Origin of the sequence: Trinickia violacea (assembly GCF_005280735.1) — a bacterium.
Lineage (GTDB): Bacteria > Pseudomonadota > Gammaproteobacteria > Burkholderiales > Burkholderiaceae > Trinickia_A > Trinickia_A violacea.
Genome location: NZ_CP040078.1, coordinates 2765341 through 2781391 on the forward strand (window position 1 = coordinate 2765341; position 16051 = coordinate 2781391).

Consider the following 16051-nt stretch of genomic DNA (forward strand, 5'->3'; position numbering starts at 1 on the left):
CCATTACCACCGTGTTGCTTACGAAACCGCCGTGCGCGTGAATTGATTGTAGGCAATCCATTCACGCGCAACAGACACGTTATGCGCATTTTTTGCCCATCACCGACACAGATTTAAAGCGGGAACTTCGTCGTCGAGAGAATTTCCTTGAGCACCATGAAGGTGCGAATTTGGCGCACGCCCGGCAAATACAGCAGTTGCTCCGCGTGCAGACGATTGAAACTCTCGCTGTCGCGCGTGCGCACGAGCATGAAGTAATCGAACTCTCCGGTCACGACATGGCACTCCATGCAGCCGGACACCTTTTGCGCCGCCTTCTCGAACTCCGCGAACGACTCCGGTGTCGAGCGGTCGAGCACCACGCCGATCACGACGAGCATGCCCGCGCCGAGCGCCTTCGGATCGAGCAGCGCGACCACGCTGCGTATCAGCCCCATCTCCTTCAAGCGCTCCACCCGCCGCAAGCATGCGGGCGGACTGAGCTTGACCTTCGCGGCGAGGCTGACATTGGAGATCGACGCGTCGGTTTGGAGCTGCTTGAGGATCGCGCGGTCGATACGGTCGAGTTGCTGGAGCGTGTTGGTCTCGCTCTTCGGTTCATGACTTCGTTTTGTTGCGCACATAGCTTCCTTCGAAGAATTTCATTAGGCAAATGCGACATCGATACCAGTAAAAGTACGCGGCTTGCATTTATTTCGCAACCTCATTTCTCGACGCCTTCCCTATCATTTCCTCATTCCCACCCTAGCGAGTTCCGCCATGAACCTGCAACGATTTCCGCGCTATCCGCTGACTTTCGGCCCGACGCCCATTCAGCCGTTGAAACGCCTTAGCGATCACCTGGGAGGCAAGGTCCAGTTGTTTGCCAAACGCGAAGACTGCAACAGCGGCCTCGCCTTCGGCGGCAACAAGACCCGCAAGCTCGAATACCTGATTCCCGAGGCGCTCGCGCAAGGCTGCGACACGCTCGTCTCGATCGGCGGCATTCAATCGAACCAGACCCGGCAGGTCGCGGCCGTCGCCGCGCATCTCGGCATGAAATGCGTGCTCGTGCAGGAGAACTGGGTCAACTACTACGACGCCGTGTACGACCGCGTCGGCAACATCCAGATGTCGCGCATGATGGGCGCGGACGTGCGCCTCGTGCCCGACGGTTTCGACATCGGCTTTCGCAAGAGTTGGGAAGACGCGTTGGAGAGCGTCCGCCAAGCGGGCGGCAAGCCCTACGCGATTCCGGCCGGCTGCTCCGACCACCCGCTGGGCGGCCTCGGCTTCGTCGGCTTCGCGGAGGAAGTGCGCCAGCAGGAAGCGGAGCTTGGCTTCAAGTTCGACTATGTCGTCGTCTGCTCGGTGACGGGCAGCACACAGGCCGGCATGATCGTCGGCTTCGCGGACGACGGACGCGCCAACCGCGTGATCGGCATCGACGCATCCGCCAAGCCCGCGGCGACGCGCGAGCAGATCATGCGGATTGCCAAGCGCACGGCCGAGGCGGTCGACCTCAAGCGCGATATCACCGAGCGCGATGTCGTACTCGATACGCGTTACGGCGGCCCGGAATATGGCTTGCCGAACGAAGGTACGCTCGAAGCCATCAGGCTATGCGCACGGTTCGAAGGCATGCTGACGGACCCGGTCTATGAAGGCAAGTCGATGCACGGGATGATCGACATGGTGCGCAACGGCGAATTTCCGGCGGGCTCGAAGGTACTGTATGCCCACCTCGGCGGGGTTCCCGCTCTGAGCGCCTACAGCTTCATCTTCCGCGACGGCTAAGCGAAAATCAGCTGCAAACAAGCGTGAATTCGAGCAGCCGGCTCTACGTGAACCAAGGGCCGGCTGCCTCCATCAAACCGCGGCACTCCACTGCCGAATCAGACTGGCCCCGAACAGCTGCGTCAGCGCCGTCTGATTCTTCAACGCATTCTCCAGATTGCGGTGTGCGATACGCGCATGCTCTCGCATCAGGGCTTCGGCGCGCGCCCCTTCGCGACGCTCGATCGCATCGAGCACCGCGCGGTGCTGCGCTTGCGCGACGACGAGCACCTGGTACGCATCCGGTGCGACGGCCTGCACTTTGACGAACCCGCTCGGCGACGCGAACGGCAGCGCCATCGCCTTCGCGAGCTGGCGCTCGACGACGCTGCTGTTGCACGCCGACGCCAGCAAGCGATGAAACCGCTCGTTGAGCTCGACGTATTGCGAAAACTTGGCTTCGGTCATCGGAGGATCTTCGAGCAGGATGTCGATGTCCGACACGCATTCACGCAACGACGCCATCAACCCCGCTTCGACGCCCCGCTCCGCCGCGAGCCGCGCGGCCATGCCTTCCATCGTGCCGCGCAATTCGATTGCATCGTAGATCTCGGCGCTGCTGAACGAGCGCACCGCGTACCCGCCCGACGGCACCGGATCCAGCAGCCCTTCGTCCTGCAAGCGCATCAGCGCGGCGCGCACCGGCGTGCGCGACATGCCGAGCCGCTCCACCGCCCACAGTTCCGTGATGCGCGCGCCGGGCGCGACTTCGCCCGCGAGAATCAGCTCGCGCAGGCCCAACTGCGCCTTGACCGTTTGCGACGATGCTGCCGATGTCCCTGCGTCGCCCGGCATCCCTTCGTGTTGCTCCATCGAAATCCTCGATCGTCGTGTGACTCTGTGCGCGCTCCATCGAGCCTCATTAGGCTCGCACCGTCACAGATCCAGCACCAGCACCGGCGACCTCGAGCGCGAACAACATGGCAGGAATTGATCGTTCGCGGCCCGCTCTTCGTCGGTCAGATAACAATCGCGATGCTCGGGCTCACCGGCGAGCACGCGGGTGAGGCACGTGCCGCAGACGCCCTGCTCGCACGAGGTCGGCAAATCGATGCCGGCCGCCACGAGCGCGGAGGCCGCCGACTCGTCGTGCGCAACGTCGATCACGCGCCCGTTGCTCGACAGCTTGATCTGAAACGCGCCATGGCTGCCTTCCTGCGGCGCTGCCGCGAAGAACTCGCGATGCACGCGCGCATCGTCCCATCCCGCGGCTTTTGCGGCCTCGATCACGGCGCCGATGAAGCCGGATGGACCGCAGACGTAGAGGTGCGTATCCGGTGCGGGCTTGGCAAGCAAGGCGTCGAGATCGAGACGGGCGTCGTCGCGAGCGTCGTCGAAGTATAGATGAACGCGGTCAGCAAACCGTGCATCGGCGAGCCGGTCGCGAAACGCGGTGCGCGCGGCATTGCGCGTGCAATAGTGCATCTCGAACGAAGCGCCCGCCTGAGCGAGGGCCTCCGCCATGCACAGGATCGGCGTCACGCCGATGCCGCCCGCGAGGAGCAGCGAATGCCCCGCGGTCGCGCTCAGCGGAAAGTGATTCTTCGGTTCGCCGATATCGAGCACACCCCCCTCCTCCAACGCGTGCATCGCGAGAGATCCGCCGCGCGAATTCGCATCGCGCAGCACGGCGATCAGATAGCGATGCGTCTCGCCGGGGCGATTGCACAGCGAATACTGGCGAACGATTCCGCCGCCGAGCTGCACGTCGATGTGCGCGCCCGCCGAGAATGCCGGCAGAGCGGCGCCATCGGGACGCGCGAGTTCGAACGCGCAGATATCGATGGCGACCGGGAATTTACGAGCGATTCTGACTTGCATGCCCGCTCCTCACGAAACGGCTTGAACCGCTTGAGCCGCCTGCCGCTCCTCCGCGATCAACCGGTCGAGCACGCGGCGCGACTGCACCCCGCCGGCATCGATATTGAGCTTCAGCAGATTACGCGTAGGGTTCGCGAGCACATTGCGCTGCTGCGCTTCGAGCATCTCGAGATCCTCGCCGAAGATCTTGCCCTGGCCCTCGCGGATCGTCTCCGTGAGCTGAGCGTCCCGCGGCTTGAAGTTGCGCGCCATGCCCCAGAAATACCAGATCGACGTATCCGTTTCCGGCGTGATGAAATCGACGACGATGCTCGACGCCTTGTGCTGCGCATCGGCGTGATAACCACCGCGCCCCGCATGCGCGACGCCGACTTCGATCATCACGTGGCTCGGCGGCGTGAAGCGGCAGATCTGCCAGCGGTCGCACGGGACATTGTCCGCGAGGCCGTTGCCGCGCAGCGCGGCGGCCCAGAACGGCGGCGGCATGATGTTCTCCATGAAGCGGCTCGTGACGACGCTGTCGCCCTCCACCTTCGTCTGCGGCGCGGCTTCCTCGATTTCGGCTTGACCGATGCTCGAAGCGTGCACATAGGTCTCGTGCGTGAGGTCCATCAGGTTGTCGATCATCAGGCGGTAGTCGCAATGGATGTGATAAAGGCCGCCGCCGTGCGCCCATTCCGGGCTGTCGGCCCATTCGAGGTGATGGATCGTCGCGGGATCGGCGAGCGCCGGATCGCCCGGCCAGACCCAGATGAAACCGTAGCGCTCGACCGCGGGAAAGCGCCGGATCGAAGGAAACCCGCCCACGCGCTGGCCGGGCATCGACGCGCATTTGCCTTCGGCACCCATCACGAGGCCGTGGTAGCCGCACACCAGTTGACCGTCGCGGACGAAGCCGAGCGAGAGCGGCGCGCCGCGATGCGGGCAAAAATCCTCGAGCGCGGCGACCGCGCCGTCCGGGCCGCGGAAAAACACCATCCTCTCGTTGCAGATCCGGCGGCCGAGCGGCTTGTCCGCGATTTCGTCCGGGGTACAGGCGACGTACCACGTGTTTCTCAGGAACATCTCTCCTCCAATGTATACAATTTTGATCGTGACGCTCGCACAGGCGCGCACGCGGTCACTGACCAACGGCCATAAACATACGTAAATTGCGTGCTTTTCTTACTCAGCCTGGATTTCGCATCACTAGCCAAGCGCTATTACTGGTTTAGATTGTATACATTTATACAGGCTTGGCTACCGATTTGAATTCGAATCCGGGTAAACAAGTACGTATTCGGATTCGACGCCAAACGCCTCACGTTCAACCCGCTCCGCCGCGCTTCTTGATCCGATAGGCGAACTGCGCACGCGTGAGGCCGACCATTCGCGCCGCCGCCGAAACGTTGCCGCGCGTGCGCGCGAGCGCTTCGGCCAGGACCTGCTCTTCGAGCGCATCGATCGAGATCGGCGCGGGCAGCGCCGCCGCGGCAACCGCGGGCGCGACCGGCACGGCGCTTCGCTCCGCTTCGTGCGCGAAGGGGTCGATCTTCAACGCACCGCCGCTGACGGAATACAACTCCGCAACCGGCAGCGGCTCGTGACGAAACAGATGCGGCAGATCGATCGGCTGGCCGTCGTCGACCGCGATCACGCCGCGCTCCATCATGTTGCGCAATTCGCGAATGTTGCCCGGGAACGCGTAGTTCAAGAGCACTCGGCGCGCGCGCGGGGTGAGGCCCGGCGTCGAGCGGCCATGTTCGTTGCAGAACTGATGCAGGAAACTGTCGATCAGAAGGCCGATATCGTCGCGCCGTTCGCGCAGCGGCGGAATCAGGATCGGGAACACGTTGAGCCGGAAAAACAAGTCCTCCCGAAAACGCCCGCAACGCACGGCTTCGCGAAGATCGACGTTGGTCGCGGCGATCACGCGAACGTCGACCGGCAGGGTCTGCCCGCCGCCCACCCGCTCGATCTCGCGCTCCTGCAGCGCGCGCAGCAGCTTGCCTTGCGCGGGATACGGCAGGCTGCCGATTTCGTCGAGAAACAGCGTGCCGTCCGATGCACGCTCGAAACGTCCCGCGCGCGCCTGCGACGCGCCCGTGAAGGCGCCGCGCTCGACGCCGAACAATTCGGCCTCGACCAGCGTCTCCGGCAGCGCCGCGCAGTTCACGGCGACGAAGGCACCCGCCGCGCGCCGGCTCTGCCGGTGCAGCGTCGCAGCGAACAGTTCTTTGCCGACGCCCGATTCGCCGGTCAGCAGCACGGCCGTGCCGGTCGGGGCGACACGCATCAGTGCATCGCACGATGCGGCAAAGGCCGCGGAGCGGCCGACCAGGCCCGAGCGTGCGGCGGCCTCCGTGCGGTATGGCTCGCGCGCCGTAGCGGCTGCGGCCGGTTGAGGCGGCAGCGTGGAACGCGGAACGCTCGCGGAATCGTCGTCAGACCTCGCTAACCGCTCACGCCACGATTCGTTCGAGTGCTTGGCCTCATCGGCCGTCTGAGTCTGATCGCCCGCATTCACCGCCGGCAGATCGAGATAGCGCAGATCGTTCGCGACATCCCCCCATCGCACGGCGTTGCGGCCGATCACTCGGCACACCGCGCTACCCATCGCGCGGCACTCGACCTCCCGGAAGATCACGAGTGTCCCCGTCAGACCGGTGACGTAGCCCATCGCGTAGCCAAGCTCCATCCAGCACGCAGGCTCAGTGCCGATGCCGTATGCGGCGATGTGCTCGTCCGCCTCCGACGAGTGATGCCACAGGAACTCGCCGTCGTAGCGGCCGCTTGCCGCATCGAACGAGAAATGCACCGGTTCGACCTTGACGACGCCTTCGAGCGCATGAAGACGCGTGCCCGCGGCAAGAATCGACGCGCCATCGGCCTTCGGCCAGCGTTGCCGCACCAGCTCCGCATCGCGAGCGCCCGACGCGTAGCCTGCGCGCGTCAAGAGCCGCCGTGCACGTTCCGCGCCGACGCAATCGATCAGCTCGCGCCGCAACGTGCCGATCGCAGCGGCATGCAACAGCAGCATCCGCTGATCGTTGAGCCAGATGCGCCCATCGCCGGGCGAGAAGAACAGGCATTCGGCCAGATCGCCAAGCGTCGGCGCAGCGCCGGTATCGAACTCGGCGCTGTCCCCGCGTTGCAAGAGCGCGCCCGACAGACGCGCAACATCGGCGAGCGAGACTCGCGACGGATCGGAATACGGTGGTGGGGGCGTGCTGCGCATCGCGTCTTGGGTCCCTTGGTAAGTTTTGGCGTTGCCGTCTTTCGGCAGATCGTTATTCGATGAAATGATCAAATTCAATATTGATTATTTGATATAACTTTTATCAATTGCGCAAGCCACGAATCGCTTCTGGAGGTCGCTGCAAAGCAGCATCCAGCGTGTGCGCTGCTCGCTGGAAAGTCCCCGCCTCCCTTGCCTGCCGCAGTCGCCGGCGTTACGGCGCACTACAGCAACCCCACTCGCGCCACGCGCATGGCACGTCCATTGCAAAGACAGACGCCGTGCGCGCGGCTACCCCCGGCACTTAACGACACCTCAAAGACGGAGACAAAAACATGGCAGACAGGCAGGCGAACCCGCTCATCGATCACGACACCTGGGCCGGCCGCCTTTTTGGCGGCACCGATGGCATTTGGTATACCGCATGCGAAATACGGGATGTCATCGAACCGGCCACGGGCGAACGGCTCACGCAAGTCGGCCTGGCGCGAGCCGCGGACGTCGCGCGCGCCGCCCAAGCCGCGGCGGCCGCCCAGCCGGCGTGGGCGGCGCTCGCACCGCGCGAACGCGCCGCGATTCTGCGCCGCGCCGCCGCCGCGCTCGAGCGCGACTTGGAGCCCGCCGCGCGCTACATCGCCCGCGAAACCGGCGGCATTCTCGCGAAAGCCCAGCTCGAAGTGGCCGAGGCCGCGACGCAACTGCATATCGCCGCGAGCCTTCCGCTGCAGCCACACGGGCTCGTGCTGCCCTCGGTCGCGGGACGCTTGAGCTACGCGCGGCGCGTGCCGCATGGCGTGGTCGGCGTGATCTCGCCGTTCAACTTTCCGCTGATCCTGGCGATGCGCTCGGTCGCGCCCGCGCTCGCCACCGGCAACGCCGTCGTGCTCAAGCCCGATCCTCAGACGCCGGTCAGCGGCGGCTTTCTGATTGCGCGCGCGTTCGAGGAAGCCGGCTTGCCGCCCGGCGTGCTGCAAGTGCTGCCGGGCGACGCCGAAGCGGGCGCGGCAGTCGTCGAAGCGCCCGAGGTTCGCATGATCGCCTTCACCGGCTCGACGGCCGCCGGCCGCAAGGTCGGCGAACTCGCCGGGCGCTTGTTGAAGAAGGTGTCGCTCGAACTCGGCGGTAAGAACACGCTGATCGTGCTCGACGACGCCGACCTCGACATCGCCGCCAGCAACGCCGCGTTCGGCGCATTCTTTCACCAAGGGCAGATCTGCATGGCAACGGGCCGCATCGTCGCGCATCGCAAGATCGCCGCCGAGCTGACGCGGCGCCTCGTCGACAAGGCCAATACGCTGCCTGTGGGCGATCCGGCGAGCGGCACCGTCGCGCTCGGGCCGCTGATCAACGCGCGGCAACTGCAGAACGTCGATGCGATCGTCCGGGCGTCGATCGAGGCCGGAGCGGTGCTCGAAGCCGGCGGCACGCACGAGCGCCTGTTCTATCAGCCGACCGTGCTCTCGAACGTGCAGCCCGGCATGCGTGCGTTCGACGAGGAAATCTTCGGCCCCGTTGCCGCGATCACGCCATTCGACAGCGACGACGAAGCGATCGCACTGGCCAACCGCACGGAATACGGGCTTTCTTGCGCGGTGATCGGCGCATCGGTCCAGCGTGCGAGCGCCATCGGCGAGCGGCTCAAATGCGGTCTCCTGCACATCAACGGCCAAACCGTCGCCGACGAGTGCGTGAACCCGTTCGGCGGACGCGGCGACTCCGGCAACGGCAGCAGCATGGGCGGCCCCGCCGATTTCGACGAATACACGCAATGGCAATGGGTAACGGTCAAGGAAGCTGCCGAGCGCACGCCGTTTTGAACCGCAATTACGAGCTTTGCACAGGAGACAAAAAATGAAGATCAAAGCCGCGGTGGTCCACGAAAAAGGCGGGCCGCTGACGATTGAAACGCTGGAGCTGGAGGAACCGCGCGATGACGAGATTCTCGTGCGCGTCGTCGCGACGGGGGTGTGCCATACCGACGTCGTGGTGCGCGACGGACTGCTGCCGACGCCGCATCCGGTCGTGCTCGGCCATGAGGGCGCGGGCATCGTCGAGCGCGTCGGGCGCAACGTCACGAAGGTCGCGCCGGGCGATGCGATCGTGATGACCTACGATTCGTGCGGCACCTGCCCCGCTTGCGCCGCGCATGCGCAAAGCTATTGCCACGCGTTTTTTCCGCGCAACTTCTTTGCGACGCGCCCCGACGGAAGCAGCGCGCTATCGAAGGACGGCGCGCGGATTCACGGCAACTTCTTCGGGCAATCGTCGTTCGCGACGCATGCGCTTTGCCGCGCAAGCAATGTCGTCAAAGTGCCCGCCGACGCGCCGCTCGAATTGCTCGGGCCGCTCGCGTGCGGGGTGCAGACCGGCGCGGGCGCCGTGATGAACGCACTGCGCGTGCCGGCGGGGGCCACCTTTGCGGTATTCGGCGCGGGGTCGGTCGGGTTGTCAGCGGTCATGGCGGCACGTGTCGTCGGCGCGACGACGATCGTCGCGATCGATCTGCACGACGAGCGGCTGGATTTCGCGCGCAGCGTGGGAGCGACGCATACGCTGAATCCCGCGCGTGACGACGTGGTGGCCGCGCTGATCGCATTGACGGGGTATGGCATCGACTACGCGCTCGATACGACCGGTGCCGCCAAAGTCATTCGGCAAGCGGCCGATAGTCTCGCGCCTCGCGGCACGTGTGGCGTGCTCGGCGCTTCCGCGCCGGGGACGGAGATCGTGCTCGACGAAGTGCATTTCATGAGCGGCGGCAGGCGGCTGATGGGTATCGTGGAGGGGGAGTCCACGCCCGATACGTTCATTCCCACGCTGATCAAGCTGCACGCGCTCGGGATGTTCCCGTTTGAGCGGATGGTGAAGTTCTATCCGCTCGAGGACATCAATCTCGCTATCGCGGATTCGCTCGAAGGAAAAACGATTAAGCCGATTGTGAGGATGTGATGCTTGAACGCCCGCCGGACCGGTCCTGGTACGGCGGGCGGCGAGCGGCGGGTATCCGCGCAACGCGTGCGCTGCGCTCGAACGAATTCACCGCGGCGGAAGCCGCAAAGCCCCATCGAGTCGAATCACCTCCCCATTCAACGCCGTGTTGCCGATCACATGCAACGCGAGATCCGCAAACTCTTCCGGTTTGCCCAATCGTTTCGGAAACGGAATCGAAGCCGCGAGCGATTGCTGCACCTCCTCGGGCAGCGCGTAAAGCAACGGCGTCAGGAACAAGCCCGGCGCAATCGTCACGACGCGCACGCCGAACTGCGCCAGGTCGCGCGCCAGGGGCAGCGTCAGAGATACGAGTCCGCCCTTCGACGCGGCATACGCAGCCTGCCCCACTTGCCCGTCGTACGCCGCGACCGACGCCGTGCAGACAATCACCCCGCGCTCGCCGTCTTCCAGCGGGAGCGCCCGTGTCATTCGCGCCGCCGCCAAGCGGATCACGTTGAACGTGCCGAGCAAATTCACATTGATGATCCGGGCGAAATCGTCCTGCGGCATCGCCGCGCCGTCCCGCCCGACGAGCCGCCTGGCGCCGCCGATGCCCGCGCAATTCACAAGGATGCGCGCCGCGCCGTGCGCGCGCTCGCCCGCGTCCAATGCCGCTTCGATGGACGCCGCGTCGGTGATGTCGCATCGCCGCACGAGCGCCACGCTGCGCCCCAGTTCTTCGGCAAGCGCCTCCAGCGCAGCCTCATTCACGTCGAGCAGCGTCACGCGCGCGCCCGCGGCCACCAATGCGCGCGCCGTCTGCGCGCCCAATCCCGATGCCGCGCCCGTGACGAGCGCGGCCTGTCCTTTTGCTTGCATGGATTGACCTCAACAGTAAGTCGATCAGGTGACGATCATGAAGCCGGTGCCGAAGGTGCTTGACTCAGCCCCAGCAATCGCACTGCGTTTTCCTTTAAAAGCAGCGGGTGCACCTCCGGCTTGAAGCCCGCTTTCTGAAAGTCGTCGAGCCATCTATCAGGGCGAATCAACGGAAAGTCCGAGGCGAACAACATCCGCTCTTTCAACAGCGAGTTCGCGTACTGAACGAGCTGCGGCGGAAAATACTTCGGCGACCACCCCGACAAATCGATGTACACGTTCGGCTTATGCAAGCAGATCGACAGCGCCTCGTCCTGCCAGGGCCACGACGGATGCGCGATCACCACCTTCATGTCAGGGAAGTCCGCAGCTACGTCGTCGAGATGGATCGGCTCCGAATACTTGAGCCGCAACCCGCCGCCGCCCGGCATTCCGCTGCCGATACCGGAATGTCCGCTATGAAATACCGCGGGCAATCCGTATTCGGCGATCACCTCGTAAAGCGGGTACGCCATGCGATCGTTGGCGTAAAAGCCCTGCACGGTCGGATGAAACTTGAAGCCGCGCACGCCGTATTCCTCGATCAAACGCCGCGCCTCGCGCGCGCCCATCTTGCCCTTGTGCGGATCGATGCTCGCGAACGCGATCATGATGTCGCGGTTATTCGCGGCGAATTCGGCGATCTCTTCGTTCGGTATCCGCCGGCGCCCCATCTGGCTTTCGGCGTCGACCGTAAACATCACGAAGCCGATCTTGCGCTCGCGGTAATACTCGATCGTCTCGGGGATCGTCGGGCGCCGCCCTTGGCGCAGCACGGTACCGAAGTATTTGTCCGCCGCGTCGTCGAACTCCTTGCCGAACAGGTCCGGCGGCTGGCAGCACGAAACTTCCGCGTGCACGTGAGTATCGATCGCGATCAGGTTTTCGATGTCCATTTCATCGACTCCTTATTTTGCATTCCTACATAACTATTACACGGCAGCATTTTCAAAAGCGATGACTTTACCGGCGTGGCAGCCAGACGGTCAGGGCGCCGCCGCCGCGATGCAGCGCGTCGACAGTCGCCGCGCGCTGCGTGAGCACGGCGCGCTGGTTGATCGAGCCTTTGTCGGTCACCTCGCCGGTCGCGAGCGACGGCGGAGGGTCGAGCAGCGCCGCTCGCGCGACGCGGTTCGCGCTGCCGGTGCCCCCGGCGTGAAGCGTATCGAGCATCGTCTGAAAAGCCTCGGCGACGGACGGGTGCGCCAACACTTCCACGGCACTCGCGTCCGGCAGGCTGGCCAATGCTCGGCACGCAGCCAGATTCGGCACGATCAGCACGCCGATTTCGTCTCGATCGTGCCCGGTGACGATCACATCGGCCACATACGGGCTGCCTGCCGCAATCACGCGTTGCCGCAGCGGCCCAACGCTGACCCAGGTGCCCGTGCTGAGCTTGAAATCCTCCGCGACGCGTCCGTCGAACGCAAAGCCGCGATTCGGTTGCGACGCATCGAGCCAGCGCACCGCGTCGCCCGAGCGAAAAAAGCCTTCTTCGTCGAACGCCTCGGCGCTTTGCTCGGGCGCGCGCCAATAGCCAGGCGTCACGTTCGGGCCGCGATAGCGCACTTCGAGCTTGCGGCTCGCCCCGTCGCCGACCGGCACGAGCTTGAGCTCCATGCCCGGCAGCGGCACGCCGATCTGGCCCGCCATCACGTCGGTCTCGACCACCATCAGCGCGGACGGCGCCGTTTCCGTCATGCCAAGGCCCGTGTTCATCACGATCCGCTCGCCACAGTGCGCGACGGCGCTTGCGTGAAGACGGTCCCATACCGGCTGCTCGAGCGCCGCGCCCGCATAGAACTGCATGCGCAAACGGCGGTAGAAGCTCTCGCGCAGCACGGCGTCGTCTTCCAGCGCGCGCGCAATGTCTTCCCAGCCCTTCGGAACGTTGAAATAAACGGTCGGCGAAATCTCACGCAGGTTCGCAAGCGTGGTGGCGATGCCGTCGGCAGTGGGCTTGCCGTCGTCGATATAGAGCGAGCCACCGTGAAAAAGCGTCAGCCCGAAGTTCTGGTTGCCGCCGAACGTGTGATGCCACGGCAGCCAGTCGAGAAAGACCGGCGGCTCGTCCGCGAGGAACGGCCAAGCCGCGGTTTCCATCACGAGGTTGCTCGCCCACATCCGGTTCGTATTGATGACCGCCTTCGGCATCTTCGTCGAACCCGACGTGCAGAGGAATTTGACGATCGTGTCGGCATCGGTCGCTGAACGCGCCGCATCGATCCTGCCGGTCGGTTGCGTCGCGAGCAATGCGGCAAGCGGCGTACTCTCGCGCTCGGCAAGGGGCGCATCGGCGATCACGACTTCGACGCCGGCCGGCACCGCTTCGACGATGGCCGCGGCGAAGCGGCCGCCGTCGTCGGCGAACACCAGGCCCGGCGTGAGCAGCGAAAGGATATGCCGCAGCTTGCCGTAGCTCTTGTCGAGCAGCGAATACGCGGGCGAAACCGGCGCATAGGGCACGCCTGCACACAAGCAGCCGAGCGCGACGAGCGCATGTTCGATCGAATTGCCCGAAAGAATCGCCACTGGCCGCTCGGCGCTCAGTCCGCGCGACAGCAGCGCCTCGCCGATGCCGCGCGCCGCGCGCGCCGCTTGCTCGTAGCTCACGCGTTGCCACTGTCCGTCGGCGCCGCGGCGCGCGATAAAGGTGCGTTCGGGAGCCACCGCCGCGTGCTCGAACAGAAGATCGATCACGCGTGCCGGAAAAGCGCCGAGCGGTGTCGTCGAACGAACGCGCAACGTGCCGTCGCGGTTCTCGGTCACTTCAAGGGGGCCGACGCCGAAATCCACGCGTCGATAAGGGTGTGCTGGCATCGATTGTCTCCGTCTTCCTTGCTGATAGCTGCGGTCTTGCTTGCCGTCTTGTTCAGTGCGCAACGTTTGAAGCCGAGTCACCTATTACTTCGGCCACACGCGACCCGACTTGTGCTCGAGAAACGCGGCGAGCCGGTCCTGCGTCTGCGGATCGCTGAGCGCGACCGATGCCATCAGCGATTCTGTCAGCAAGCCGTCCTGAATCGATTGATCGGCGATGCGCGGCAACACATGCGTCACCGCATAGTTGGTGGTCGGTGAATTCTGCGCGATGCGTTCGGCGAGTTCGCGGGCCTTTGCCAACCCCTCGCCGTTACCCACCCGATATTGGGCGATGCCGGCGTCGTAGCCTTCGCGCGAGTCGTACACGCGGCCGGTCAGCATCATGTCGGCCATCCGCGCGACGCCGATCAGGCGCGGCACGCGGACCGACGCGCCACCGCCGACGAAGAGGCCGCGGCTGCCCTCGGGAAGCGCGAAGAACGCCGATTCCTCGGCGACACGCACATGGCACGCCGACGCTAATTCGAGCCCGCCGCCGATCGTCGCTCCTTTCAGCACAGCGACGACGGGCGCCCGGCCGAACTGGATCTGTTCGAACGCCGCATGCCACATCCGCGAATGGTGCATAGCTTCGACGGTGCCGCGCTCGCGCATCTCGGAGAGATCGAGCCCCGCGCAAAAATGCTCGCCTTCGGCGTGCAGGACGATTGCGCGGACCGTGTCCGGCATCGTTTCGAACGCGCGCCGCAATTCGGCGACGAGAGGATCGCTGATCGCGTTGCGTTTTGCAGGGCGGTTCAGGCAAACGAACGCCAAAGGTTCGGCGTATTCGACCTTCAAAAATTCGTAGGAGGGTTGCGTCATGTTCACCACCAATCAAGTATCGATTACCATGCATATAGTTATATCACATAACTATTTCAGCAACAAGCAATCGGCGATTTTCGGCACGCCTTGGCACGCTTGGCTTTTAGGGCCGCGTGTTATGATCGGCGCGACCTATTCCATGCTTTTTTGTCAACGCGACCATTTACATGCCCTCGATGCTGCCCTCCTCCGGCGACGATGCCGGCGAGCAAGCCGACCAGTCCGAATTGCTCGATCTCGTCGGCTACAACATTCGACGCGCCTACATCGTGATCCAGGCGTTGTTCGACAAGGAGATGGAAAAGCATGAGCTGCGGCAGGCGGAGTTCAGCGTGCTGTCGGTCCTCAAGGGTAATCCCGGTATCAATCAGAGGGCGCTCGCCGAAGCGCTCGCCGTGGCGCCGCCGAACCTCGCGACACTGCTCGATCGCCTCGAAGCGCGCGGACTCCTGACCCGGCAGCGCAGCGTCGACGACAAACGCGTCCAGCATGTTGAATTGACCACGCAAGGTGCACGGCTGTATGGGCGCGCGCTGAAGTCCGCGGCGAACGCGGACAGCGCGGCAATAGAAAAGCTGAGCGATAGCGAACGCGCGCAATTGAAAGCCCTGCTGCGCAAGATCTTCACTGAATAATCCACCGCGCCGCGTTCGAGAACCCGCCGTTCGACAATCGCTTGCGATCGACTGCCGCCTAGCGAGGCTAGCTTGGCGTCGCTTGGCAGAGGGCACTGCGCAGTGCCTGCGCCAGCTGCTGCTGAGCGAGGCGCGCGGCTTGCACCGCCCCGCCCATACTGATGAATCCGTGCGCGAGTCCGTGGTACTCGACCACCATCGCATCGTTTCCGGCTTCCAACAAGCGCTGCCCGTAAGCCAGCGCTTCGTCGCGAAGCGGGTCGTACGCGGCGATCTGCACCAGCGCCGGCGGCAAACCCGATAAATCCTCCGCGAAAAGCGGCGCCGCCCGTAGATCGTTGGGCGGTTCGCCACCGAAATAGTGATGGTTGAAGTAGCCGATTGCGCGCGCGGTCAGCGTGGGGCCGCTCGCGTGCAGCCTGCGCGAAGGAAAATCGCCGAGCGCGCCGGCGGCGGCCGGGGGATACACCAGCGCCTGGAATACGATGGCCGGTCCGCCTCGGTCCCGCGACAGCATGCACGTCACAGCGGCCAGCAACGCACCGGCGCTGTCGCCCGCCACGGCGACCCTGGCTTCGCTTGACGCCAAGGTTCCCACGTTGCCCGCCGCCCACTGCAGCGCCGTCCAGGCGTCTTCAATCGCGGCGGGAAATGGATGCTCAGGAGCAAGCCGGTAATCGACCGACACGACCGCTGCGCCGGCGTCTTCGCAAAGCCGGCGGCAGACGTTGTCGTATCCGTCGAGGTCGCCAAGCACAAATCCGCCCCCGTGGTAGTAGACGACAACGCCGTGGGCCGATTCGCGTCGCGGACGATAGATGCGGACACGCAGCTTGCCGCCGGGTCCGTCGATCTCCTGGTCTGTCACGGCGACATCCGCGGGATTCACGTCTGCTGCCGCAAGAATATGGCGATACAGCTCGCGAGCGGCGTTCGGCGGCAGATCGGCCAAGTCGGGCGCACCGGCTGCTTTAGCCTGAGCAACGATATGTTCCAGTGTCTTATCGAGTGGCATTGGGAGAGG

Annotated in this window: 14 protein-coding genes; 4 read left to right on the plus strand and 10 right to left on the minus strand. The window is 64.6% G+C overall.

What is annotated here, in order from left to right:
* Nucleotides 1–113 precede the first annotated feature (113 nt).
* The gene (locus FAZ95_RS34445) at nucleotides 114–623 is read right to left on the minus strand and encodes an Lrp/AsnC family transcriptional regulator (protein WP_137336856.1); all 510 of its coding nucleotides are present in this window, start codon (nucleotides 621–623) and stop codon (nucleotides 114–116) included.
* A gap of 136 nt (nucleotides 624–759) precedes the next feature.
* Between FAZ95_RS34445 and FAZ95_RS34450 the strand changes: the two genes are divergently transcribed.
* On the plus strand, nucleotides 760–1776 hold the full coding sequence (locus tag FAZ95_RS34450; RefSeq protein WP_137336857.1) for a 1-aminocyclopropane-1-carboxylate deaminase: 1017 nt from the start codon (nucleotides 760–762) through the stop codon (nucleotides 1774–1776).
* 72 nt (nucleotides 1777–1848) lie between these two features.
* On the opposite strand, the gene FAZ95_RS34455 is transcribed toward FAZ95_RS34450, so the two are convergent.
* The 4 genes from FAZ95_RS34455 to FAZ95_RS34470 form a co-directional block, all read right to left on the minus strand.
* Nucleotides 1849–2628: a GntR family transcriptional regulator gene (locus FAZ95_RS34455; RefSeq protein ID WP_137336858.1), complete on the minus strand. Its 780-nt coding sequence runs from the start codon at nucleotides 2626–2628 to the stop codon at nucleotides 1849–1851.
* 63 nt (nucleotides 2629–2691) lie between these two features.
* Nucleotides 2692–3636, minus strand: coding sequence for a PDR/VanB family oxidoreductase (locus FAZ95_RS34460; RefSeq protein ID WP_137336859.1), 945 nt, complete (start codon nucleotides 3634–3636; stop codon nucleotides 2692–2694).
* A gap of 9 nt (nucleotides 3637–3645) precedes the next feature.
* Nucleotides 3646–4701, minus strand: a complete 1056-nt coding sequence (locus tag FAZ95_RS34465; protein WP_137336860.1) for a Rieske 2Fe-2S domain-containing protein — start codon at nucleotides 4699–4701, stop codon at nucleotides 3646–3648.
* A gap of 241 nt (nucleotides 4702–4942) precedes the next feature.
* A complete protein-coding gene (locus tag FAZ95_RS34470) occupies nucleotides 4943–6853 on the minus strand; it encodes a sigma-54-dependent Fis family transcriptional regulator (RefSeq protein WP_137336861.1) in 1911 nt (636 codons plus the stop codon).
* A 335-nt stretch (nucleotides 6854–7188) separates the two neighbouring features.
* Here FAZ95_RS34470 and FAZ95_RS34475 point away from each other — a divergent pair, with 335 nt between their 5' ends.
* Entirely contained in the window at nucleotides 7189–8670 is a 1482-nt protein-coding gene (locus FAZ95_RS34475) for a benzaldehyde dehydrogenase (RefSeq protein ID WP_137336862.1), read from the plus strand.
* Between the two features lie 34 nt (nucleotides 8671–8704).
* A complete protein-coding gene (locus FAZ95_RS34480; protein ID WP_137336863.1) occupies nucleotides 8705–9802 on the plus strand; it encodes an NAD(P)-dependent alcohol dehydrogenase in 1098 nt (365 codons plus the stop codon).
* Between the two features lie 87 nt (nucleotides 9803–9889).
* Here FAZ95_RS34480 and FAZ95_RS34485 read toward each other — a convergent pair whose 3' ends face one another.
* From FAZ95_RS34485 to FAZ95_RS34500, 4 genes are all read right to left on the minus strand, one after another.
* Nucleotides 9890–10663 (minus strand): SDR family NAD(P)-dependent oxidoreductase, encoded by a 774-nt coding sequence (locus FAZ95_RS34485; RefSeq protein ID WP_137336864.1) that lies wholly within the window; start codon nucleotides 10661–10663, stop codon nucleotides 9890–9892.
* 35 nt (nucleotides 10664–10698) lie between these two features.
* Nucleotides 10699–11598, minus strand: coding sequence for an amidohydrolase family protein (locus FAZ95_RS34490; RefSeq protein ID WP_137336865.1), 900 nt, complete (start codon nucleotides 11596–11598; stop codon nucleotides 10699–10701).
* A 67-nt stretch (nucleotides 11599–11665) separates the two neighbouring features.
* Entirely contained in the window at nucleotides 11666–13522 is a 1857-nt protein-coding gene (locus FAZ95_RS34495) for a feruloyl-CoA synthase (protein WP_137336866.1), read from the minus strand.
* An 84-nt stretch (nucleotides 13523–13606) separates the two neighbouring features.
* Nucleotides 13607–14389 carry a crotonase/enoyl-CoA hydratase family protein gene (locus tag FAZ95_RS34500; RefSeq protein ID WP_137336867.1) on the minus strand — a complete coding sequence of 261 codons (783 nt, stop codon included), beginning with the start codon at nucleotides 14387–14389 and terminating at the stop codon, nucleotides 13607–13609.
* A 179-nt stretch (nucleotides 14390–14568) separates the two neighbouring features.
* Here FAZ95_RS34500 and FAZ95_RS34505 point away from each other — a divergent pair, with 179 nt between their 5' ends.
* The gene (locus FAZ95_RS34505; RefSeq protein ID WP_437437799.1) at nucleotides 14569–15027 is read left to right on the plus strand and encodes a MarR family winged helix-turn-helix transcriptional regulator; all 459 of its coding nucleotides are present in this window, start codon (nucleotides 14569–14571) and stop codon (nucleotides 15025–15027) included.
* A gap of 67 nt (nucleotides 15028–15094) precedes the next feature.
* Here FAZ95_RS34505 and FAZ95_RS34510 read toward each other — a convergent pair whose 3' ends face one another.
* The gene (locus tag FAZ95_RS34510; protein ID WP_137336869.1) at nucleotides 15095–16042 is read right to left on the minus strand and encodes an alpha/beta hydrolase; all 948 of its coding nucleotides are present in this window, start codon (nucleotides 16040–16042) and stop codon (nucleotides 15095–15097) included.
* Between the last annotated feature and the right edge of the window lie 9 nt (nucleotides 16043–16051).